Origin of the sequence: Rhodopseudomonas sp. BR0G17 (assembly GCF_010907025.1) — a bacterium.
Lineage (GTDB): Bacteria > Pseudomonadota > Alphaproteobacteria > Rhizobiales > Xanthobacteraceae > Rhodopseudomonas > Rhodopseudomonas palustris_H.
This window is the reverse complement of record NZ_QUML01000020.1, coordinates 1-20,965: the sequence shown is the minus strand read 5'-3', so window position 1 is coordinate 20,965 and position 20,965 is coordinate 1. Positions and strand designations below refer to the sequence as shown.

Here is a 20,965-nt window from a genome sequence, read left to right as displayed (position 1 = left end):
CTATGGCGGGATAAAGAGGGGCGATGAGCGCCCCTCCCCCGATCGAAGCCGATAACCCTTGCCAGAGCTGCGGCGCCTGCTGCGGCTATTCGGAAAACTGGCCGCGCTTCACGATCGAGGACGACGCCGCGCTGGACGCGATTCCGGCGGCGCTGGTCAACGAGCGGCTGTCGGGAATGCGCTGCAAGGACAATCGCTGTACCGCGCTGAACGGAACCATCGGCCAGGCAACCGCCTGCACGATCTACGCTCTGCGCCCTGAGGTCTGCCGCGACTGCCAGCCCGGCGATCCGGAATGCCTGATGGCGCGGCGGAAGTTCCGTCTCCCACCGCTTTCCACCGCGATCGCAGGCTGAAGTCGATCAGTTAGGGGCGTCCGGCGCCGGCTGATCGTCGAGTTCCACGTCCGCTTCCTGATCGAGTGGCGCGAAACTGGCGAGCGGCGCAGTCGAGAGCGTGATCGATTTGCGCTGCGAGTAGCTGCTGATCGCCGGACGGCGCTTTTCGTGCGCCAGGGCATAGAGAACGGAACCTGCTCGGCCACCGGCCTGGATCAGGTCGCGTTCGTCGCACGTCGCAGCAACAGCCAGCGCCAACGGCTGCAAATGAGCGCGGCGATAGCAAAACAGCGCCAACATCGCCCGGACATCGCCGGATACGCTGTCGACGAGTTGCGACAGCCCGTTCTCATTGGCTCGGTACATCTGGCCCAGCAGTTCCTCACGGACCGGGCAAGCGTCGTTCTCGAAAGCTTCACGGCTGGACCACATCGGCCTTCTCCCGAACAGGTTGCGATCGCGAGGATGCGGCCGATTTTGTTAAGGACCTCTTAACTACACAACCTGATACCACTACCAGCCGTTGCACCAGACGCATGGAACTAAACGCCGATCACGATTTGCGACGATGTGCAGTTTCGTCGTGACGCCGCCATCTAATCGGTTAACTATTTCGCTGCCGCACTTGAAGAGCGGCTTTTCGGTTCAGTGAGTTCGTTCATCTTCACGATGGAGAGTACCCATGGCTGATCCGGTCTCGTTGTTCCCCAACCTGTTACAGCCCGCCGCCAAGACCTACGCCCCGATGGGCATCAAGTTCTGGGAAGGCGAAGCAACCGTCCTCGACAGCATGAAAGAGTTTGCCGACGGCTGGTTCGAGCGCCGGCGAATTGGAACCCGAGCCGCTCTCGAAGCGGCCCGGAGGATCGGCGAAGCGACAACGCCGCTCGATGCCTTCCGCGAGTATCAGGACTGGCTCAGCGGCGCGGCGGCTCGCCTGCTCGAAGACGGCATGGCCTGGCAGCATCAATTCATGAAGGCCAACGCCAAGCTCGCCCCGCATCTGCCACCGCAGGATTCGCCGAGCGAAAGTTCGGGGTCGGAGACGCGCTTGAGCGCATAAGCCCGCTGTCATGAGAAGACCTGGATGGCCGGGACAGCCGGCCATCGTCAGTCTGGCAACCAGAGCTGCTTACGAAATCCTGCTAATCCAGGATGGAGCGTTTCTGTGCGCTGCTGGTGCCTACGCCGTCGGTGAAAGCTCGACGACTTCTATCACCGGCAGGCTGAGCTCGACCCGGTTGCGGCCGTTCAGCTTCGCCCGATACAGCGCGTTGTCGGCGCGAGCTACCAACGTGTCGGCATGATCGCCGGGCATAACCTGGGCAACGCCGAAGCTCGCAGTGATCGTGCCGACATGCTCGAAGATGGTATGCGCCACCAGCAGGCGCAGCTTCTTGGCTGTCTCGTAGGCCGCCGCCGCCTCGGTGTCGGCCAGTAGGATCACAAATTCTTCGCCACCCCAGCGGGCCAGCAGATCGCTCTGGCGGACACTCGCTCCGACCGTCCGCGACAGCCGGACCAACACTTGGTCGCCGACCGGATGGCCGTAGATGTCGTTGACTTCCTTGAAGTGATCGATGTCGAATATGATCAGCGAGAATGGTCTTCCGCTGCGCTGCGAGCGCGCCAGCTCCTCGTTCAGGCGGGCGTCGAACTTCATCCGGTTGGCCAAGCCGGTCAGAGGATCCGTGGCGGCCTGGCGAGCCAGATCTTCGGTCTGGGTCAGCAACTCTTCGCGGAGCTTGCGTTCGAAACGGTCTCGCACGCCACGATCCATGCCGAAGAAATAGAACAGCACAGCGATCGCGACCTGAAGCGTGATGATGATGCCGAGCAGCCGGCTGGCGAAGATCCCCTTCACCGGGATGACGAGGACCAGCGACATCTGAGTGCTGTCGATCGGCTGCCTGAGCACGTAGCTGCGTCGCCCGCCGAACTCCACCCAGTCGCCGCCGAAGATCTCGCGGGCCAACATGGTGCGCCCCGATGCCCCGAACTGTTCGGCGATCTGAAGACGCGGCAGATCCGGCCGCGGCCACAGCGTTCGGAACAGTTCGTCCCTGCGGTTCGTGATGATCACCAGCCCACGAGCATCGACAACGAAGAACGCCTGGTCGAAGCGGGCCATCAGCTCCGCGAGCGTCTCCAGCGAGATCTCGAGCATCGCGATGCCTTGAATCTCTCCTTGCGCATCGCGGATCGGGGACGCGGTCAGATAGGTCCGCAAGCGTTGGGGCGGATCGACCCTAATCTGGTGCACGGGCCGACCGGCGATCGCCTGCTCGAACCAATCCACCGAGCGCAGGTTCGGCATGCCCAACCAGCTCTGATCCGACGAATCTGACGATCCGACGATGTCTCCGGCGCGATTGACGATCAGGCCGCGCATCGCGTGGATCACCCCGGCGTCGATCTCGAGCATCGACAGATTGGTCACGCGGCCGCTTTCCCTGTCACCGAGCAGCAGTTGAACCGATGGAGACGCCGCGATCGCCTTCACCATCGCGTCGGCGATGGTGGTTTCGAGCTCCACACCGCTGACCAGCAGAGCAACGTCGCCGGCAGCTTCGCTTTCGACGTCGTCACGATGGATCTCGCCGAGATAGTCGGTCAGCGCCCAGCCCAGCGCCAAGACCAGCAGCAATGTCGCCAGCACGCCGACGAACTGCCGTTTCAGGTGCAGCGAATAGCCGGGGTAGTCGAGCGTTTCCATCACCCGGCGGCCCCAGGCCGCCCAGATCAGTGCCGCCAGTGCCACCGCGATCAGCCCGCGCACGAGTTGAATTGGCACGCCGGTGACGCGCTGGAACATCTCCTGATTGAAAGTCCTGGCCGGCCAGAACGGCGCGGTTTCGACGATCATGCCAGCCGCCACCGCGTAAAGTGCGAAGGCGATCGCCACGCCCGCCATCAGCGAGCGGTTCATATGGAGATCGTGATGTCGGCCGGTGAACACCGTGAAGGCCACCAGGATCGCGCCCGGCGCGGCGAGCAGATAGCGGGTCGCCGCCTTCGCGGATTCGATGCCGTCGACGAAGCCGATCGCGCCGATTGCGACCAGGATCGGGATGTAGATCCAAGGTCCAGGCATGGCCAGGTCGCGTGTGATCCCGCCGTTTCGTCCCGCCTCCGCCAGCAGGACGAACGACGCGGTCAGGACGGCCGCGCGCACCACCAAGAATTCACTACTATCGCCCGCGATCAGCGCGAGCATGTCCAGCCATTCATTGGCGCCATGGACGCAGCCGAACAGTCCGATCAAGCGGATCGTTGTTCCACGATCGTCTTCACGGCCGCGCGCCAGCACAAGGCACAGGGCGCCGAGCAGGATGAACGACAGCCCATAGAAAAAGAAGATGAAGTCGAGCTGCGATTCCAAATGGCGGGCCATTGCGCTGAAACTTTGGGTTATCCGCCACGACACCGCGTGCGGTCAGCATCCCTGCTGATCGCATTGACGCTAATCACTCGCAGGTCATGCAGCAGTTAACGTCGTCCTGCGTACAACTACGTGGAGACACCTGGAATCCGCGTAATCAGGCGGATTGAACGGTCCGATTGAGTGCGATCGTGAGTTTTTCGTGCACGCCGCGCTGACAAATTGAGGAGTGGGGAACCGGCGGATTGCAAAACCGGTCTTACTACTCAGATCACGCTAGAGCAGTTCGTTTTGACAAAGTCCGGACCGCGCCTGGGAGTGCTCGCCACAGGCAGAAGAGGAGGCGCGAAGCGCCGTCTCGAACCATGAGCTGGAGGCGATGCGGCTCCTCATCCTTCGAGACGCCCGGCTCCTCAGGATGAGGACGTCAGGCCCCTTGGCAAGGGCCAAGTCCGCTTCAACCCATCGATGAACCGCTCTAACGTCTCACGGGTTTGCGGCGAGGACGATGGCGAGGCCGAAGCCGGTCAGATGATGCAGCGCCTGATCGGTGCCGATCAGCCACCAGAACCAGCGGTCCTGATTAGTCACGTCGTATGTGGCGACGATGAAGCCCTTGAGGCGATCGATCGCGAGATGGATCAGGAAGTCGATCACGCCGATATACCAGTAGCGCGGCGCAAAGATCAGCATCAGCAGCGTCGTCATCACCAGATGCACGCTGCAATGCGCGAGCAGCGGCAGCGCCCACCCGGTCTTGGCGTCCTTGCCCATCGCCATCCACTTGTTCTGGAAGATGAAGTCCGCGAACACGTGTTTGATGGTGAGGAGCAGCATCCAATAGATCAGTGCGCCCACCGCAATCGACGACGACAATTCGGGAAGGATCAAGCTCGCACCTTCGCTTGGGCCTTGCGGGTGGTGATGGCGACGGCTGCCGGGGTCCGACAATCCGATCGCCTTCCCTCCCGTGCAGAGGCTTCGCATCGCAGCCGGTCGGTATCGACCAGCGCAGTTTTATGACATTTCTCGCGGACGAATGCACGTGGCCGCCAGCGTACGGCCTTCATATGGCTGTGCAATTCACGCCGCGCACGCATCGCACATAAACGGTACCCGGGTGGCACGATCACCCCGGAGATCACGACGCCGCCGCCTGGATCGGCATGGCATCGCACCTTGCCCTGATGGCTTCGATCGCGCGCTTCAAGCTGGTCTGTTTGCGATCTGGCAGCGCGGCAGCTCGCGCTTCCGCAATCGCCTGCACCAGATCCGGCAGCGGCAGCGTGCCGCTCAGCGCCGGCTTCACCAGCGCGTCGATGATCAACGACCAGTTCGCCATGCCGTAGCGATAGCCGTCGCCATAGCCACGAACCATGGTGGCGCTTTCGACCACGGCCGTCGCGGCTTCAGGACGGGCGGCGAGGCTGCGGTCGATCATGTGCAGCCAGCGCTCCACCCATTTGCGCTCATTGGCGTAGCGAATCGACAGCAACCGCCAGCGCCGCAACCAGGAGATGATCCGCAGCTTGCGGATGCCGAGCCAGCCGCTGCCGTTGAAGCGCATCTTCACCGGCATGTGCAGCCAACCGAGATAGTTCAGCACCTTGAGCGTCGGATCGGCCACCACCACCGGCAGCGCCGCCACCACCTCGTCGATTCGAAACCGGCACCTGCGGTCGATCCGCGGCATCGCACGGCCGGACGGCGCGCTCGCGGCCTCCTGCAGCGTGAGCTGCGCAATCCGGCTCGGGTCTTCATACGCCATCCGCATCGCGAGCAGCTCGGCGATCCGCAGCACCATCGCGTCGTCGACTTCGCGCCGCCCGACGAATCGGCCGATCCGGTCGAGATACAGCCGCGCATAGCGGCGGCCCTGATAGTTCACCAGCCGGGCGGCCGCGTCCTCCAGAGCCTGGGCAATTTCGGGCGACGCAGCAGCCGGCGCGTTCAACACCACGACGCGATCATTCTCGCCGAGCATTTCGGCGAGCGTGAAGCGCAGCGCGTCGATGTAGCCGGCCAACGGCGCAGCCCTCAGGCGGTCCGGCCGACGGCGTCGGTCCGCGGCGGCGGCGCGACCGCGGCCAATCGCGCCTGCAGGGATTCAATGTTTTCGAACAGCCGCGCGCTGGCAAGCCGCAAGAAATAGAATCCGAATTCCGGATTCTGCACGTACAGCTCCTCCACTTGGCGATAGCTGACGCTCAGCACCGTGCCGGCCTCGACGCATTCGAGGGTCTGCGTCCTGGTATGGGTCGGCGACAGCATACCGAGCTCGCCGACAATGGCACCCACCGGCAGCTCGATGCCGGATTCGACCAGACGGAAGCGCCCGCTGACGATGTAGAACATCTCCTCGGCGCGCTCATCTTTGTAGAACAGCTCCTCGCCGGTGGCGCATTTGCGCTCGGTCATGAACGGCTTCAGCCAATCCATCGACAGGTCGCTGTTCACCGACTTCCTCACGTCGCGCACCAGCTGCAGCATCTGGTGCAGCCGCCAGGCGTTGAGCGGCAGCAGCACCGCATGCAGCGCCAGCGTCGGATAGTTGTGGGTCGGGATCGACACCGCGATCAGCAGCAGATTGGTCAGAATGCCGAACACCCGCAGTGGAATCATCGTCCGCATCGTGGCAGTGGCGAGCACGAAGATGGTCGCGAACACGCTGCTCACCATGCCGGCATTTTGGGCGATGACGGACATATCCATGTGGGACCCACCGTTGTCTTGCAATCGAGGCGCCGTAGCCGGCGGAAGCGATCTGAGAGATAGCCGCGGGTGTTCGGACCGCAGTTCTCCCTACACGCTGGTGCGGACGGAATTATAAACCAGCCGGCATAGGTTACGCGAGCGGTGGCCGCGGCCTCTCCCGCTCCCCGGCGAGTTGACGGACGCCCGGCCGGCGGGCAGTTTGCCCGGCCCATTTCCCCCGTCCGCCGCGGCGCTGTCCGCGGTCCTTGCAGGGCCCGGCGCCGTTTTGGCAGCCGCCCCGCTTCCGATCAGGAGACCTTATCGATGTCCGACAGCGACACTGCCAGCGCTCCGGTGCTGACCATCGACGGCCCGCGCGCCACCATCCGGCTGAACCGGCCCAAACATCTCAACCGGCTGCAGCCCGACGACCTCGCCGCGCTGCTCGATCAGTTCGCGCGGCTCGACGCCGATCCGGCGGTGCGGGTGCTGGTGCTCACCGGCACCGGTCGGGCATTTTCGGCCGGCTTCGATCTCGGTGAGGTCGCCGAGCGCGCCACCGCGGAAGTCGAGGCCGAATCCCCCGGCTCGGCGTTCGAGGTGGTGGTCAACCGGCTCGAGGATCTGCGGATGCCGACGATCTGCCGGCTCAACGGCGGCGTCTATGGCGGCTCGACCGATCTGGCGCTGGCCTGTGATTTCCGCATCGGGGTCGACACCGCCGAGATGTTCATGCCGGCCGCCAGGCTGGGGCTGCATTACTATCCGGGCGGCATCAAGCGCTACGTCTCCCGTCTCGGCATCGACAATGCCAAGCGGCTGTTCCTGACCGCGCAGCGGATCGACGCCGCCGAGATGCTGCGGATCGGCTATCTCACCGCGATGGTGCCGATGGACCGGCTCGACCGCGAGGTCGATGCCCTGGCGACGACGCTGGCCGGCAACGCGCCGAACGCGGTCGCCGGCATGAAGCGCGCCATCAACGAATTCGCCCGCGCCGCCTTCGACGAACAAGCCGCCGACACCCGCGCCCGCGCCTCGATGCGCAGCGATGAAATCAAGGAAGGCATCGCCGCGTTCACCGAGAAGCGCGCGCCACGGTTTTGAAGGCCGCGCATTGCAGCCTCTCCGTCGTCACTCCGGGGCGCGAAGCTGCGCAAAGCCTATCCGCGAGTCATTCCGGGGCGCCGCGCAGCGGCGAACCCGGAATCCCCGGCGCAGTGCAAACATCAGATTCCGGGTTCGCGCTGACGCGCGCCCCGGAATGACTCGTTGAGAAGCCGTTACTTGTCCACGAACGTCGCGACCTCGCCGAGTGCGGCGCGGTTGGTGCGATACGAGTTTGCCTTGTGATCGGGGTCGGCGTAGCCGAACGAGATGCCGCAGACGACGCGGCGATCGTCGCCGAGGCCGAAGTGCTTGCGGACGACGCCGGCATGGAACGCCAGCGCGGCCTGCGGCACGGTGGCGACGCCGAGCGCCTGCGCGGCCAGCATGAACGACGTGACGTAGCCGCCGCAATCGACCGCGCCATAGACGCCGAGCGCTTCGTCGGTGGTGATGATCGCGACATGCGGCGCGCCGAAGAAATTGAAATTCTGCAGCGCCTGCTGGGCGGCCGCGGCCTTGTCGCCGCGGGCGATGCCGACCGCGTTGTAGAGCTGAAAGCCGCTCTCGCGGCGGCGGTCGAGATAGACGCCGCGATACTCGCGCGGAAACTCGAAATCGCCCGACATCGGCGCGCCGCTCGCGGCCGCCGGATAGATCACGTCGCGAAACTTCGCCGTCGCCTCGCCCGAGGTGATCACCACCTGCCACGGCTGGCTGTTGCACCACGACGCGGTCTTCTGCGCCGCCCCCAGGATCCGCTCGATCGTCGCGCGCGGCACCGGATCGGGCCGAAACCCCCGGCACGAATAGCGCGCCGCCATCAGGTCTTCGAGGACGTCGATCGGAGCGGTGGTCGCAGCGGCGTCGGTCATGATGGCCTCATTCCTGAATGGTCGTCATTCCGGGGCGCTCACGAAGTGCGCGACCCCGGAATGACGGCGGCAGCAGTACGTCACCGCCCCTTGGTCGGGATCTTGTTGAACGGCACGTCCTTGTCGACCCGGATGTCGCCGGGCAGGCCGAGGACGCGTTCGGCGATGATGTTGCGCAGGATCTCGTCGGTGCCGCCGGCAATGCGCATCGACGGCGAGCCGAGCAGCATCGCCTGGAAGCTGCCGCCGGCTTCGGCCTCGGCCGGATCGGTGAACACGCCCGCGGCGCCTTCCAGATCCATCGCGAACGCGGCGATGTCCTGCAGCATCGGGCCGGCGACCAGCTTGCCGATCGAGTTCTCCGGGCCCGGGCGCTGGCCCTTGGACAGCGCCGAAATCGAGCGATACGAGGTGTACTTCAGGCCGCTGGCCTTGACCGCCCAGTTCGCCAGCTTGCTGCGCACCGCCGGATCGTCGATCGCCGGACCATTCTCCGTCACCAGATCGTTGCAGAACGCGAAGATCTCCGGGAAGCCGGTGGCGAGCCGCGCGCCGATCGACATCCGCTCGTTCATCAGCGTGGTCAGCGACACGTTCCAACCATCACCTATTTCGCCGAGCCGCTGGCTGTCCGGAATTCGCACGTTGGTGAAGAACACCTCGTTGAATTCCTGCATGCCGTTGGCCTGCTTGATCGGCTTCACCTCGACGCCGGGGCTCTTCATGTCCAGGAAGAACATGGTGAGGCCCTTGTGCTTGGGCACATTCGGGTCGGTGCGGGTGATCAGCAGGCCGTAGTCCGAGTAGTGCGCGCCGGAGGTCCAGATCTTCTGGCCGTTGATGATCCAGTCGTCGCCCTCCTTCTCGGCGCGGGTGCGCAGACCCGCGACGTCGGAGCCGCCGGCCGGCTCGGAGAACAGCTGGCACCAGATCTCTTCGCCCGAGGCGAGCTTCGGCAAGTAACGGCGCTTATGCTCCTCGGCACCGTAAGCCATCACGGTCGGGCCGCACATGCCCTCGCCGATCTGGAACGGCTGGGTGAGCTTGCCGTAAACGCCCTCTTCCTGCTGCCAGATCACCTTCTCGATCGGCGTCGCGCCGCGGCCGCCATATTCGCTCGGCCAGGTCAGGCAGGCCCAGCCGCCCTCGGCCTTCTTCTTCTGCCACGCCTTGCCGACTTCGACGATGTCGGCGTTCTTCAGGCTGATCCGGCCGAGGCCCGACTTGGTCAGTTCCTCTTCGTACTGCTTCGGCGCGTTGGCATCGATCCACGCGCGAGCCTTGGCGCGGAACTCGGCTTCCTGCGGGGTATCGTCGAAATTCATGGTCGATCTTTCGCTTCAGTTCAGGATGGATTCGTCATTGCGAGCGAAGCGAAGCAATCCAGGGCCAAAATGGAAGACTGGATTGCTTCGTCGCTCCGCTCCTCGCAATGACGAAGATGATGTGAACACTAGGCCCGCCCCTTGGTCGGGATCTGGTTGAACGGCACGTCCTTATCGACGCGGATGTCGCCGGGCAGGCCGAGCACGCGTTCGGCGATGATGTTGCGCAGGATCTCGTCGGTGCCGCCTTCGACGCGGGTCGCCGGCGAACGCAGCAGCATCGCCTGGAAACGGCCGGCGACTTCGGCATCCTCCGGCCCGCTCAGCACGCCGGCGGCGCCCTGCAGATCGAGCGCGTACATCGCGACTTCCTGGATCATCGAGCCAGCGACCAGCTTGCCGATCGAGTTCTCCGGCCCCGGACGCTGGCCCTTCGACAGCGCAGAGATCGAGCGGAACGAGGTGTAGCGCAGGCCGCTGGCCTTCACCGCCCAGTTCGCGAGCTTGCTGCGCACCGCGCGATCATCGAGCGCAGGCGCGCCGTCGAGCGTCAGCGACGAGCAATAGTCGAACAGCTCGGGGAAGCCGGTCGCGACGTTGGCGCCGATCGACATCCGCTCGTTCATCAGCGTCGTCAACGACACGTTCCAACCGTCGCCGACCGCGCCGAGGCGCTGGCTGTCCGGAATCCGCACGTTGGTGAAATACACCTCGTTGAAGTCGGAATTGCCGTTGGCCTGCTTGATCGGCCGTACCTCGACGCCGGGGCTCTTCATGTCGAGGAAGAACATCGTCAGACCCTTGTGCTTGGGTACGGTCGGGTCGGTGCGGGTGATCAGGATGCCGTAATCCGAGTAGTGCGCGCCGGAGGTCCAGATCTTCTGGCCGTTGATGATCCAGTCGTCGCCGTCTTTCTCGGCGCGGGTTCGCAGGCCCGCGACGTCGGAGCCGCCGGCCGGCTCGGAGAACAGCTGGCACCAGACCTTCTCGCCGGAGCCGAGCGGCGGCAGGTAGCGCCGCTTCTGCTCTTCCGAGGCGTAGGCCATCATGGTCGGTCCGCACATGCCCTGACCGATGATGAACATCGCGGTGAGCTTGCCGAACACGCCTTCTTCCTGCTGCCAGATCACGCGCTCGATCGGCGACGCGCCGCGGCCGCCATATTCCTTCGGCCAATGCGGCACGGCCCAGCCGGCATCGGCCTTCTTCTTCTGCCAGGCCTTGGCGACCTCCAGAATGTTGGCGCCCTTCAGCACCACCCGGCCGAGCGACGCTTTGCGCAGCTCGTCCTCGTATTGCTTCGGCGCGTTGGCGTCGATCCAGGCGCGCGCCTTGGCGCGGAATTCGGCTTCCTGCGGGGTATCGTCGAAGTTCATGGCACACCTGCTATCGATGCATTCAATTTCTCCGTCATTGCGAGGAGCGAAGCGACGAAGCAATCCAGCTCAGTGCACGGGGTCTCTGGATTGCTTCGCTGCGCTAGCAATGACGGTTGGGCACTCACCGTCGCGCGTTACGCCGCGTTCTTCTGGCGCATCCGATCGATCAGCTGATCTTCCCAATACGACTGGCTGCCGAGGCTGAGCGCCAGCGCGTTGGAGCGGCGATAGTACAGGTGGCAGTCGAACTCCCAGGTGAAGCCCATGCCGCCGTGCACCTGGATGTTCTGCTTGGCGCAGTGCTGGAACGCCTGCGTCGCGCTGATCCGCGCCGCGGCAGCGGCCTCCGACAGCTCGGCCGCGTCGGTCGAGAGCGCCCAGGCTCCGTAGTAGGAGTTCGAACGCGCCAGCGTCGCCGAGACGTACATATCGGCCAGGATGTGCTTGATCGCCTGGAACGAGCCGATCGGCCGGCCGAACGCGATACGGTCGAGCGCGTAGTCGCGGCCCATTTCCAGCGCCCGGTCGGCGCCGCCAACCTGCTCGAATGCGATCAGCACCGCGGCGCGGTCCATCACGCGCGACAGAATGCTCCAGCCTTCATTGGCAGCGCCGAGCGGCTCGGCCTTGGCGCCGGCGAAGGTCAGCTCGGCCTGCTGGCGCGACGGATCGACGTTCTGCAGCGACTTGGCGGTGACGCCACCGGCCTTGAGATCGACCAGGAACAGCGAGACATCGGTCTCGCGGCCGCTGTTGCCGGTGCGCGCCGCGACGATGGCAAAATCGGCGATCGCGCCGTCGGCGACCGGCTTTTTGGTGCCGGTCAGCGTGCCGTTCGATACCGCGAGCTTGACCGCGGCCGGCGACGGATTGCCGGTGCCTTCGAACAGCGCCAGCGTGCCGATCGCCTCACCCGACGAGATCTTCGGCAGCCACTTCTGCTTCTGCTCTTCCGAACCCGCCAGCAGCAGCGCCTCGGCGGCGAGATACACCGTCGACGAGAACGGCACCGGCGCCAGCGCGCGGCCGAGCTCCTCGGCGATCACGCAGAGCTCGAGATGGCCCGCACCGGTCCCGCCGTATTCCTCCGGAATCGCGACACCGAGGAAGCCCATCTCGGCGAGGCCCTTCCACAGATCACGGTCATAGTCGGCCTTGCCTTCGAGCACGGCACGCACCGCCTTCGGCGAGCACTTCTCGGCAAGAAACCGCCGCGCCTGATCGCGCAATTGCTTCTGGTCGTCGGAAAAATCGAAATTCATGGGCGAGGTCTCGTTGTTGTTAGTTGTTAGTCTTGAATGTCTTCACCGTCATTCCGGGGCTCGCCGACAGGCGAGAACCCGGAATCTCGAGATTCCGGGTTCGCGCTGCGCGCGCCCGGAATGACGGAGAGTTAAGTTCGCATCGCTCACTGCAGCACCATCACATCCGAATCCGGATGCTCGGCATACAGCCGCTCGACCAGGGCGGCGCGGCGTTCGAGGCCGGCGCGCTGGTTGATGTAGCCTTTGTCGGTGAGTTCGTTACCGTCGATCGACGGCGGCTCGACCATCAGCATCGCGCGGGCGATCCGCATCGAGCTGGCGCCTTCGACTTCGCGGTTGTGCTTCTGCAGCCCGGCACGCAGCGCCGCGAGCACGTCGGGATGCTTCACGACGTCCTCGAAGCTCGCATTCGGATCGCCGATCATCACCCGGCAGGCGTTGAGGTTCGGCCAGGCCAGCAGGCCAATATAGGCGCGGTCCTGCCCCGCCACTAAGGCGTCCTGGATCACCGGGCTCGCCGCGGCAATCGCATCGGTGCGCACGGTGCTGACATGCACGAAGGTGCCGGTCATCAGCTTGAAGTCTTCGGCGACGCGGCCGGCGAAGATGATGCCCTTCACCGGATCGTTCGGATCGACGAACACGCCGGCGTCACCGATCTTGTAAAAGCCCTCTTCATCGAACGCCTTCTCGGTGAGATCCGGCTGGCCGTAGTAACCGGGCATCACATTGACCCCGCGCAGCCGCAATTCGTATTTGTCGCCGATCGGCAGCATCTTCAGTTCGACGCCCGGGAACGGCAGCCCGATCAGGCCGACGCGCTCGGTGTCCCAATAGGTGCCAGTCGAGGTCGGCGAGGTCTCGGTCGAACCCCAGCCGGTGTAGAACACCAGCCGGTGTCCGGTGGCGCGCACCGCCAGCGCCTGCATCCGCTCGTACAGATCGTCGGGCAGCCGGGCGCCGCCATAGGCCATCAGCTGCATGTCCTTGAAGAACGACCGGCACAGCGCGTCGTCCTTCTCCATCGCGCTCGCCAGCGCCGCATAGCCGGCCGGCACGTTGGCATAGTAGGTCGGCGAGATTTCGCGCAGGTTGCGCAGCGTCTCTTCGATCTGGCCCGGCACCGGGCGACCGTCGTCGATGTACAGCGTGCCGCCTTCGATCAACAGCGGATTGAACGCCGCGTTGCCGCCCATGGTGTGATTCCACGGCATCCAGTCGAGCTGCACCGGCGGCGGGCCGTTCGGATCGCGCGGCCGCACCTGCATCATCATCGCAGCATTGGCGCACATCATCCGCTGGGTGTTGATCACCGCCTTCGGCATTCCGGTCGAGCCGGAGGTGAACAGGAACTTGGCGACGGTGTCGGGCGTGATCTGCGCGATCGACTGCGCCACCTGGTCTGTCACCGGGGTCGCCACCATGTCGTCGAACGCGATGCTGGCGATGCCGTCGGCCGGATTGACGACGTGGATCACCTGGACGTCCTTCAGATCGAGCGCGTGCAGCGCCTTGGTGAACGGAGCGCCTTCCTGCACCATCACGGCAGCAGGCTTCACCAGATCGAACAGGTACTTCAGCTTGAGGTGGTCGTGGCTCATCAGCGAATAGGCCGGCGACACCGGCGCGGTCGGAATCCGCGCCTGCATCGCCGCCATCATGATCAGAGCGTGCTCGATCGAATTACCCGACAGCACCGTGAGCGGCCGGCCTTCCGGCAGCTTCAGGTCGAGCAACGCCTGAGTGAGACCATCGACGATGCGCTTGGCCTCGGCGTAGCTGACCTTGCGCCACTGCCGGTCCGGCCCCTTGCGCTGCGCCAGCCAGATATGATCCGGTCGCTGCTTGGCCCACTTCGCCAGCGCCATCGGCAGGTTGGGATCGTGATCCATCAGCGGGAAGCGCGACTTCATCACGATGACGCCGTCCTCGCGGCGATCGACATCGATCTCGCGCGGCAGCCAGTTCACCTTGCGAAACGGCGGCTTGGTCATCACTGCGGCTGCGCTGGCAGTCATCTGGTGTTCTCCCGTTTTCTCGGCCTCTTGCCGGGCCAACGTTGAATTGGTCAGCGGTTGCCGTAGACCGGCTTGCGCTTCTCGAGGAACGCGGCGACGCCTTCCTTGAAATCCTCCGAGCGCGAACACAGCACCTGGTTGCGATCCTCCATCGCGATCACCTGCTCGATCGAGCCGGCATCCACCGCCATGTTGAGGCACTCCTTCGACAGCCGCAAACCGACCGGCGACGCCGCCATCATCGCATCCACGAATGGCTGGGCCGCAGCTTCGAGCTGATCGTCTTCCACCAGTTCGGAAACCAGCCCGGTCATCAGCGCGCGCTCGGCGCCGATGAAGCGGCCGGTGAGGATCAGTTCGGACGCCACCGAGACGCCGACGAGGCGTGGCAAAAAGTAGCTGGTGCCGATGTCGCAACCGCCAAGGCCGAGCTTGATGAAGGCACAGTTCATCCGCGCGCTGCGTCCGGCGATGCGGACGTCGGAAGCCAGCGCCAGCGCAAAGCCGCCGCCGGCCGCGGCGCCGCGGATCAGCGAGATGATCGGCTGCGGGCAGCGGCGCATCAGCATCACGATGTCGGCGATCCGACGCTGCGAATCCAGCGACTCGGTGACGCCGGGCGTGGCGTTCTCACCGGCGCGGCGCGCCATCGCATGTTTGAGGTCGAGGCCGGCGCAGAAATTGGCGCCCGCGCCTTTCAGCACGACGACGCGCGTCGTCCGATCGCGCTGCAGGCGGCCAAAATACGCGTTGAGCGCGTCGATCAGGCTTGGATCGAGAGCATTGAGGCTATCCGGCCGATTGAGCGTGACCCAATCGACCCCGTCACGATGATCGACCAGCAAGGCCTCGGTCACGCCATCACTCCCGTCAGTTCTTGTTCTTATACGCCGCTGCTGCGACGTTTAATCGGATCGCCGTTTCGGCGATAGTCGCTCCCCTCCCAAATCCAGGGAAAGAAACAATCCCGTGCTTCGAATTCCGCCGCGCGAGAGATCGTCACTATGTGACGAACTACACGCGGCGGAGATCGAAGGCTCACCCTCTCCCGAAACGGAAAGGGTGAGAAGTGCGCGTTTAGCGCGGCGCCATGCGGATGGCGCCGTCGAGACGAATGGTCTCGCCGTTCAGCATCGGGTTCTCGACGATCTGCACCGCGAGCGACGCATATTCCGACGGATCACCGAGGCGGGCCGGATGCGGCACCTGGGCGCCGAGGCTCTTGCGGGCGTCTTCCGACAGACCCATCAGCAGCGGGGTGAGGAACAGGCCCGGCGCGATGGTCATGACGCGGATGTTCATCGACGCGAGGTCGCGCGCCACCGGCAGGGTCATGCCGACGATACCGCCCTTCGAGGCGGAGTAAGCAGCCTGGCCGATCTGACCGTCGAACGCCGCCACCGAGGCGGTGTTGATGCAGACGCCGCGCTCTTCGCCGATGGTCGGCGCGCTCTGCATGCGCTCGGCGACGAGCCGGATGCAGTTGAAGCTGCCGATCAGGTTGACGTTGATGATGCGCGAGAAGTGGTCGAGCGGATAGGCGCCGTTCTTGCTGACGGTCTTCACCGCGCCGCCGATGCCGGCGCAGTTCACCAGCACGCGGACGATGCCGTGCGCGGCTTCAGCCTTGGCGATCGCTTCCTTGACCGGCGCTTCCTGCGACACGTCGCCGACGCAAGCGACGCCACCGATCTCGGCGGCGACCTTCTCGGCGTTGTCCTTGTTCATGTCGAGCACGGCGACCTTGGCGCCCTTGGCGGCCATCGCCCGCGCGGTCGCGGCGCCGAGCCCCGAACCACCGCCGGTGATGAGAACGGAGACGTCTTTCAACTGCATTGGATATCCCTTTCCTTGGGCGCTTTCTTGAAGCTTGGTCTCGGACGACACCGCTCGCCGCCTTTTAAGAGCGGTCGGGCCGACGCGTCCCGCGTGGTTATTGCGCTGTTGGTCCGGGCCTTCAACAGCCCCTTGGGCGTTTCCCCGATCGTTGAGGCCGGCAAAAGGTCGCGACTTGGTCCGCTACCGATCCGGCTCGAGGTCTCTCCTTGGGTGGCGTTTCGTTGAGCTCGCGTTCCGACAGATTGCTTGGGCGTTTCCTGGCGTTTTCTTTTTATAGAGACACGAACAATTTCCCGGGGGTGCCTGAAGCTCCATTCCGCCTACCTTCTTGCGGGCAGGTTCCGTGAACTGGTCCTTGGGCGTTATTGGTTTTTGTTCGGATTTTCCTTGGCTTGTCCCGGTCTTGATTGAAAGGTCTCTGTAGTTGGGTGGGGTCGTTTCTTCTTTTTGTTAGCTCAGGATCCGGCGGCGGAAGGCTGACGCGCTCTGTTCGACAGCAACCCACCGAGGACAATCTTTTCGATATGCGCCACATAGGCGCGGCAGACTTCTTCAGTCACCGGACCGACGCCGGCCGCACGCATCATGGTCTGCCGACCGAAAAACAGATGGTCGCAGGCGCCGATCAGCGTGGTGTAGAACAGCACCGGATCAACCTCGCGGAAGTCGCCGGTGGCGACACCCTCCGCCAGCAGCCGGCGATGAAAATCGAGCAGCGGCCCGACGAAGAACTTGGTGACCTCGTCGGCGGCCTCGCGATTCGAACCGTGCAGCAAGTAATGGATCAGCCGGTTCAGATAGGGAAACTGGTGATACGCCTTGATGATGCCGGCGATGTGCAACTTCATCTTGGTGGTCGGCGACAGCGGCTGCGTCAGCAGGAAATCCAGATGCGTCATTTCGTTCGACGCATCGCGCTCGAGCAGCGCCAGAAGCAGACCGTCCTTGTTACCGAAGTGATACTTCACCAGCGCGGCGTTGACGCCCGACTTCTGCGCGATATCGGCCAGCGAGATCTCGACCGAGTTACGCTCGATCATCAATTCGCCGGCGGCAACCAACAGCTTCTCGGCGGTGGAGTTTTTCGCCGCCGGTACTTTAGTAGCCGCAGAATGGTTGAGATGCGCTGCCATTGCTGTCGGACTTACAGCATCGTTTGACATGGCTCAAGCGTTAATTGATCGATTGACTAAATCCTCCCCCACCACTTAAATCGCGGCGGTCCGAAACCCGCACCCAACAACCATTTTCAGGGAGAGAACACATGGCCGAGGCCTATATCGTCGCCGCTGCTCGCACTGCCGGCGGCCGCAAGGGAGGCCGTCTTGCCGGCTGGCATCCGGTCGATCTCGCCGCCTCCGTCATCAATGCGCTGGTCGACCGTTCGGGCGCCGCGCCGGATCAGATTGAAGACGTGATCATGGGCTGCGTCGGCCAGGGCGGCGAACAGGCAGTCAATATCGGCCGCAACGCGGTGCTGGCCTCCAAGCTGCCGGAAAGCGTGCCGGGCACGTCGGTCGACCGGCAGTGCGGCTCATCGCAGCAGGCGCTGCATTTCGCCGCACAGGCGGTGATGGCCGGCACCATGGATATCGTGATCGCCGCCGGCGTCGAATCGATGACCCGCGTGCCGATGGGCTCGCCGAGCATCCTCGCCGCCAAGGCCGGGCTCGGTAACTACAAGAGCCCGAAGATGGAAGAGCGCTACCCGAACATCCAGTTCAGCCAGTTCGTCGGCGCCGAAATGGTGGCGAACAAGTACAACCTGTCGAAGGACGAACTCGACGAGTTCGCGTTCAACAGCCACCAGCGCGCGATCGCCGCGACTCAGGCCGGCAAGTTCAAGGACGAGATCATCCCGCTCGAGATCACCCGTGCCGACGGCTCGACCGATATCCACCACATCGACGAAGGCATCCGCTTCGACGCGACGCTCGACGGCATCAAGGGCGTCAAGCTGATCAACGAGAACGGCGGCAAGCTGACCGCGGCGACCGCCAGCCAGATCTGCGACGGCGCCTCCGGCGTGGTGGTGGTCAACGAGAAGGGCCTGAAGCAGCTCGGCGTGCAGCCGCTCGCCCGCGTCCACCACATGACGATGCGCGGCGGCGATCCGGTGATCATGCTGGAAGCCCCGCTGCCCGCCACCGAATACGCGCTGAAGAAGGCCGGGATGAAGATCGACGACATCGATCTGTTCGAGGTCAACGAAGCGTTCGCCTCGATCCCGACCGCGTGGCTGAAAGCGACCGGCGCCGATCCGGCGCGGCTCAACGTCAATGGCGGCGCGATCGCGCTCGGCCATCCGCTCGGCGGCTCCGGCACCAAGCTGATGACCACGCTGATCCACGCGCTGAAGCAGAACAACAAGCGCTACGGCCTGCAGACGATGTGCGAAGGCGGCGGCATGGCTAACGTCACCATCGTTGAGCGGCTGTAAAGACAACAAGCAGCAGGCCTCATCCTGAGGAGCCCGGCACAGCCCCAATGGCTGAGCCGGGCGTCTCGAAGGATGAGCCCTACACCCCATGGTTCGAGACGCGCGCCGAACGGCGCGCTCCTCACCATGAGGTTCAGTGCCGGACAGAGCGGAGCCAATCCGCCGCATCACCAAAGAGGAAACTGCCATGACCCATCCGTCGATTCACGCCAAGACCAATCCCGACAAAGTCGCCTACCGGATGGCTTCGACCGGCCAGGCCATCACCTATCGGCAGCTCGATGAGCGCTCCAATCAGGGCGCGCATCTGTTCCGGTCGCTGGGGCTGAAGGCCGGCGATCACATCGCGCTGCTGATGGAAAACCGGCTGGCGTTCATGGAGATCTGCTGGGCGGCGCAGCGCGCGGGCCTGTACTACACCGCGATCAGCCGTTACCTGACCAAGGACGAGATCGGCTACATCGTGCAGGACTGCGGCGCCAAGGTGGTGATCACCTCGGCCCAGGGCAGCGAGACGATAAAGTCGCTGCTGTCGGACGCGCCGGGCGCGCCGCTGTATTACATGGTCGATGCGCCGATCACCGGCTTCCGCTCGTGGGAGCAGGAAACCGCCGCGCAGCCGACCACGCCGATCGCCGACGAGGTCGCCGGCTACGACATGCTGTATTCCTCCGGCACCACCGGCCGGCCGAAGGGCATCAAGCGCGAATTCGAAGGCAATGCCATCGACGTGCCGAGCCCGTTCCTGCGCCTGCTGTGCGAGAAGATGTGCGGCATGAACGCCGAGAGCATCTATCTGTCGCCGGCGCCGCTGTACCACGCCGCTCCCCTGCGCTTCAACATGATGGCGACCACGCTCGGCGGCACCTCGATCATCATGGAGCATTTCGACGCCGAGCAGTTCCTGGCGCTGGTCGAGAAGTACAAGGTAACGCAGTCGCAGCTGGTGCCGACGATGTTCGTGCGCATGCTGAAGCTGCCCGACGAGGTCCGCAGCCGCTATGACGTGTCGACGCTGAAGGGCGCGATCCACGCCGCGGCGCCCTGCCCGGTCGACGTCAAAGCCAAGATGATCGAGTGGTGGGGACCGATCCTGATCGAGTACTACGCCGGCTCCGAAGGCAACGGCGTCACCGTCTCGACCTCGCAGCAATGGCTGGCGCATCGCGGCACGGTCGGCAAGGCGGTGGTCGGCACCATCAAGATCCTGGACGATGAAGGCGACGAGCAGCCGATCGGCGAGATCGGCACCGTGTACTTCGCCGACGCGCCGTCGTTCAGCTATCACAACGATCCGGACAAGACCAAGAAGGCCTACAACGAGAAAGGCTGGTCGACGCTCGGCGACGTCGGTTATCTCGACGACGAGGGCTTCCTGTATCTCACCGACCGCAAGAGCTACATGATCATCTCGGGCGGCGTGAACATCTACCCGCAGGAGACCGAGGACGTGCTGCTGACCCATCCGGACGTCGCCGACGTCGCGGTGTTCGGCGTGCCGAACGCGGAGATGGGCGAAGAGGTCAAGGCGGTGGTGCAGCTCCGCGATGGAGCCGCTCCGAGCAGCGAGCGGGCGGCCGAGCTGATCGCGTTCTGCCGCGAGCGGCTGTCGCCGATCAAGTGCCCGCGCTCGGTCGACTTCGAGGCCGAGCTGCCGCGTACCCCGACCGGCAAGCTGGTCAAGCGTCACCTCAAGGACCGCTACTGGCCGTCGCAGCCGAAGGCCACCGCCGCGACGGCCTGAGCCGCTCCGACCTTTCCACACCTCCGCCGCCTGCCGGCGGGGGTGTGACCTCTGATCCACCGCGGGCCGCCAAGAACGACTCCGCACCGTCGTCCTGCCGCGCTATGCTGGCGGCGATGCGGCCCGGTTCTGATCCCACCTCGTCATCCACCTCGCACCGGGCCGGCGCCGCCGTCTCGGTACTGGCGCATGTCGTGCTGGTCGGCACGGTCCTGCTGCTCGCCGAAGTGCATCCGTTCGCCGAAGTGCCGGAGCAGCGGATCGAAGTGGAGGTGGTGACCGCCGACGAAGCCCCGCCGCCGGTGCCTGAGAAAGAGCCCGAGCCGAAGCCGGTCGAGCAGCCGACGCCGAATTTCGAGGTGTCGCCGACACCGACCGAGGAGCCCAAGCCGCAACAGCAGGCCTCCGCGAAACAGCAACCGGCCGAAGCCAAGCCGCCAGCTCCAGCTCCGCAGCCGCCGCAACAGAGCGCGCAGGCACCAGCGGCTCCTCCGCAACAGCAGCCCGCCCCGCCATCTCAGCCTGTGCCGCAGGCAGCTCCGCCTGCGCCGTTCCCCCC

General features: G+C 64.6%; 18 protein-coding genes and 1 pseudogene. 6 read left to right on the top strand and 13 right to left on the bottom strand.

Features of this window, described 5'->3' with window-relative positions:
- The first annotated feature begins 23 nt into the window (after window positions 1-23).
- Window positions 24-356: a YkgJ family cysteine cluster protein gene (locus DY467_RS15995; RefSeq protein ID WP_164637417.1), complete on the top strand. Its 333-nt coding sequence runs from the start codon at window positions 24-26 to the stop codon at window positions 354-356.
- Window positions 357-362: 6 nt separating this feature from the next.
- On the opposite strand, the gene DY467_RS15990 is transcribed toward DY467_RS15995, so the two are convergent.
- The gene (locus DY467_RS15990; RefSeq protein WP_164637415.1) at window positions 363-770 is read right to left on the bottom strand and encodes a hypothetical protein; all 408 of its coding nucleotides are present in this window, start codon (window positions 768-770) and stop codon (window positions 363-365) included.
- Window positions 771-1,020: 250 nt separating this feature from the next.
- On the opposite strand from DY467_RS15990, the gene DY467_RS15985 reads away from it, so the two are divergent.
- Window positions 1,021-1,401 (top strand): hypothetical protein, encoded by a 381-nt coding sequence (locus DY467_RS15985; RefSeq protein ID WP_164637413.1) that lies wholly within the window; start codon window positions 1,021-1,023, stop codon window positions 1,399-1,401.
- A 120-nt stretch (window positions 1,402-1,521) separates the two neighbouring features.
- On the opposite strand, the gene DY467_RS15980 is transcribed toward DY467_RS15985, so the two are convergent.
- The 4 genes from DY467_RS15980 to DY467_RS15965 form a co-directional block, all read right to left on the bottom strand.
- Complete coding sequence (locus tag DY467_RS15980) at window positions 1,522-3,732, bottom strand: sensor domain-containing diguanylate cyclase (RefSeq protein WP_164637411.1); 2,211 nt, start codon at window positions 3,730-3,732, stop codon at window positions 1,522-1,524.
- Between the two features lie 474 nt (window positions 3,733-4,206).
- A complete protein-coding gene (locus DY467_RS15975; protein WP_164637409.1) occupies window positions 4,207-4,611 on the bottom strand; it encodes a DUF3307 domain-containing protein in 405 nt (134 codons plus the stop codon).
- Window positions 4,612-4,861: 250 nt separating this feature from the next.
- Window positions 4,862-5,746, bottom strand: coding sequence for a DUF6537 domain-containing protein (locus DY467_RS15970; protein ID WP_164637407.1), 885 nt, complete (start codon window positions 5,744-5,746; stop codon window positions 4,862-4,864).
- 11 nt (window positions 5,747-5,757) lie between these two features.
- Window positions 5,758-6,432: a Crp/Fnr family transcriptional regulator gene (locus DY467_RS15965; RefSeq protein WP_164637405.1), complete on the bottom strand. Its 675-nt coding sequence runs from the start codon at window positions 6,430-6,432 to the stop codon at window positions 5,758-5,760.
- A gap of 306 nt (window positions 6,433-6,738) precedes the next feature.
- Between DY467_RS15965 and DY467_RS15960 the strand changes: the two genes are divergently transcribed.
- On the top strand, window positions 6,739-7,521 hold the full coding sequence (locus tag DY467_RS15960; RefSeq protein ID WP_164637403.1) for an enoyl-CoA hydratase/isomerase family protein: 783 nt from the start codon (window positions 6,739-6,741) through the stop codon (window positions 7,519-7,521).
- Between the two features lie 176 nt (window positions 7,522-7,697).
- Here DY467_RS15960 and DY467_RS15955 read toward each other — a convergent pair whose 3' ends face one another.
- The 8 genes from DY467_RS15955 to DY467_RS15920 form a co-directional block, all read right to left on the bottom strand.
- Complete coding sequence (locus tag DY467_RS15955; protein ID WP_164637401.1) at window positions 7,698-8,396, bottom strand: nitroreductase; 699 nt, start codon at window positions 8,394-8,396, stop codon at window positions 7,698-7,700.
- 80 nt (window positions 8,397-8,476) lie between these two features.
- Window positions 8,477-9,721, bottom strand: a complete 1,245-nt coding sequence (locus DY467_RS15950; protein WP_164637399.1) for an acyl-CoA dehydrogenase — start codon at window positions 9,719-9,721, stop codon at window positions 8,477-8,479.
- 128 nt (window positions 9,722-9,849) lie between these two features.
- On the bottom strand, window positions 9,850-11,097 hold the full coding sequence (locus DY467_RS15945; RefSeq protein ID WP_164637397.1) for an acyl-CoA dehydrogenase: 1,248 nt from the start codon (window positions 11,095-11,097) through the stop codon (window positions 9,850-9,852).
- 137 nt (window positions 11,098-11,234) lie between these two features.
- Window positions 11,235-12,362, bottom strand: a complete 1,128-nt coding sequence (locus tag DY467_RS15940) for an acyl-CoA dehydrogenase family protein (protein WP_164637395.1) — start codon at window positions 12,360-12,362, stop codon at window positions 11,235-11,237.
- 146 nt (window positions 12,363-12,508) lie between these two features.
- Window positions 12,509-14,383, bottom strand: a complete 1,875-nt coding sequence (locus tag DY467_RS15935) for an AMP-binding protein (RefSeq protein ID WP_164637393.1) — start codon at window positions 14,381-14,383, stop codon at window positions 12,509-12,511.
- A 50-nt stretch (window positions 14,384-14,433) separates the two neighbouring features.
- A complete protein-coding gene (locus DY467_RS15930; RefSeq protein ID WP_107354879.1) occupies window positions 14,434-15,240 on the bottom strand; it encodes an enoyl-CoA hydratase/isomerase family protein in 807 nt (268 codons plus the stop codon).
- A 220-nt stretch (window positions 15,241-15,460) separates the two neighbouring features.
- On the bottom strand, window positions 15,461-16,219 hold the full coding sequence (locus DY467_RS15925) for an SDR family NAD(P)-dependent oxidoreductase (RefSeq protein ID WP_013503496.1): 759 nt from the start codon (window positions 16,217-16,219) through the stop codon (window positions 15,461-15,463).
- 458 nt (window positions 16,220-16,677) lie between these two features.
- Window positions 16,678-17,355, bottom strand: a complete 678-nt coding sequence (locus DY467_RS15920; RefSeq protein ID WP_107343685.1) for a TetR family transcriptional regulator — start codon at window positions 17,353-17,355, stop codon at window positions 16,678-16,680.
- Between the two features lie 131 nt (window positions 17,356-17,486).
- Here DY467_RS15920 and DY467_RS15915 point away from each other — a divergent pair, with 131 nt between their 5' ends.
- From DY467_RS15915 to DY467_RS15905, 3 genes and pseudogenes are all read left to right on the top strand, one after another.
- Window positions 17,487-18,662 carry an acetyl-CoA C-acetyltransferase gene (locus DY467_RS15915; RefSeq protein WP_107343684.1) on the top strand — a complete coding sequence of 392 codons (1,176 nt, stop codon included), beginning with the start codon at window positions 17,487-17,489 and terminating at the stop codon, window positions 18,660-18,662.
- Window positions 18,663-18,849: 187 nt separating this feature from the next.
- The gene (locus DY467_RS15910) at window positions 18,850-20,406 is read left to right on the top strand and encodes an acyl-CoA synthetase (protein ID WP_164637390.1); all 1,557 of its coding nucleotides are present in this window, start codon (window positions 18,850-18,852) and stop codon (window positions 20,404-20,406) included.
- Window positions 20,407-20,450: 44 nt separating this feature from the next.
- A pseudogene (locus tag DY467_RS15905) lies at window positions 20,451-20,965 on the top strand (hypothetical protein); the annotation flags it as partial.

Bases quoted from the DNA above. Each gene is read 5' to 3' on its own strand.
- DY467_RS15920 (WP_107343685.1), bottom strand. From the start codon at position 17,355: ATGGCAGCGCATCTCAACCATTCTGCGGCTACTAAAGTACCGGCGGCG.
- DY467_RS15990 (WP_164637415.1), bottom strand. From the start codon at position 770: ATGTGGTCCAGCCGTGAAGCTTTCGAGAACGACGCTTGCCCGGTCCGT.
- DY467_RS15980 (WP_164637411.1), bottom strand. From the start codon at position 3,732: ATGGCCCGCCATTTGGAATCGCAGCTCGACTTCATCTTCTTTTTCTAT.
- DY467_RS15965 (WP_164637405.1), bottom strand. From the start codon at position 6,432: ATGGATATGTCCGTCATCGCCCAAAATGCCGGCATGGTGAGCAGCGTG.
- DY467_RS15910 (WP_164637390.1), top strand. From the start codon at position 18,850: ATGACCCATCCGTCGATTCACGCCAAGACCAATCCCGACAAAGTCGCC.
- DY467_RS15915 (WP_107343684.1), top strand. From the start codon at position 17,487: ATGGCCGAGGCCTATATCGTCGCCGCTGCTCGCACTGCCGGCGGCCGC.
- DY467_RS15950 (WP_164637399.1), bottom strand. From the start codon at position 9,721: ATGAATTTCGACGATACCCCGCAGGAAGCCGAGTTCCGCGCCAAGGCT.
- DY467_RS15955 (WP_164637401.1), bottom strand. From the start codon at position 8,396: ATGACCGACGCCGCTGCGACCACCGCTCCGATCGACGTCCTCGAAGAC.
- DY467_RS15945 (WP_164637397.1), bottom strand. From the start codon at position 11,097: ATGAACTTCGACGATACCCCGCAGGAAGCCGAATTCCGCGCCAAGGCG.
- DY467_RS15960 (WP_164637403.1), top strand. From the start codon at position 6,739: ATGTCCGACAGCGACACTGCCAGCGCTCCGGTGCTGACCATCGACGGC.
- DY467_RS15995 (WP_164637417.1), top strand. From the start codon at position 24: ATGAGCGCCCCTCCCCCGATCGAAGCCGATAACCCTTGCCAGAGCTGC.
- DY467_RS15935 (WP_164637393.1), bottom strand. From the start codon at position 14,383: ATGACTGCCAGCGCAGCCGCAGTGATGACCAAGCCGCCGTTTCGCAAG.
- DY467_RS15940 (WP_164637395.1), bottom strand. From the start codon at position 12,362: ATGAATTTCGATTTTTCCGACGACCAGAAGCAATTGCGCGATCAGGCG.
- DY467_RS15985 (WP_164637413.1), top strand. From the start codon at position 1,021: ATGGCTGATCCGGTCTCGTTGTTCCCCAACCTGTTACAGCCCGCCGCC.
- DY467_RS15925 (WP_013503496.1), bottom strand. From the start codon at position 16,219: ATGCAGTTGAAAGACGTCTCCGTTCTCATCACCGGCGGTGGTTCGGGG.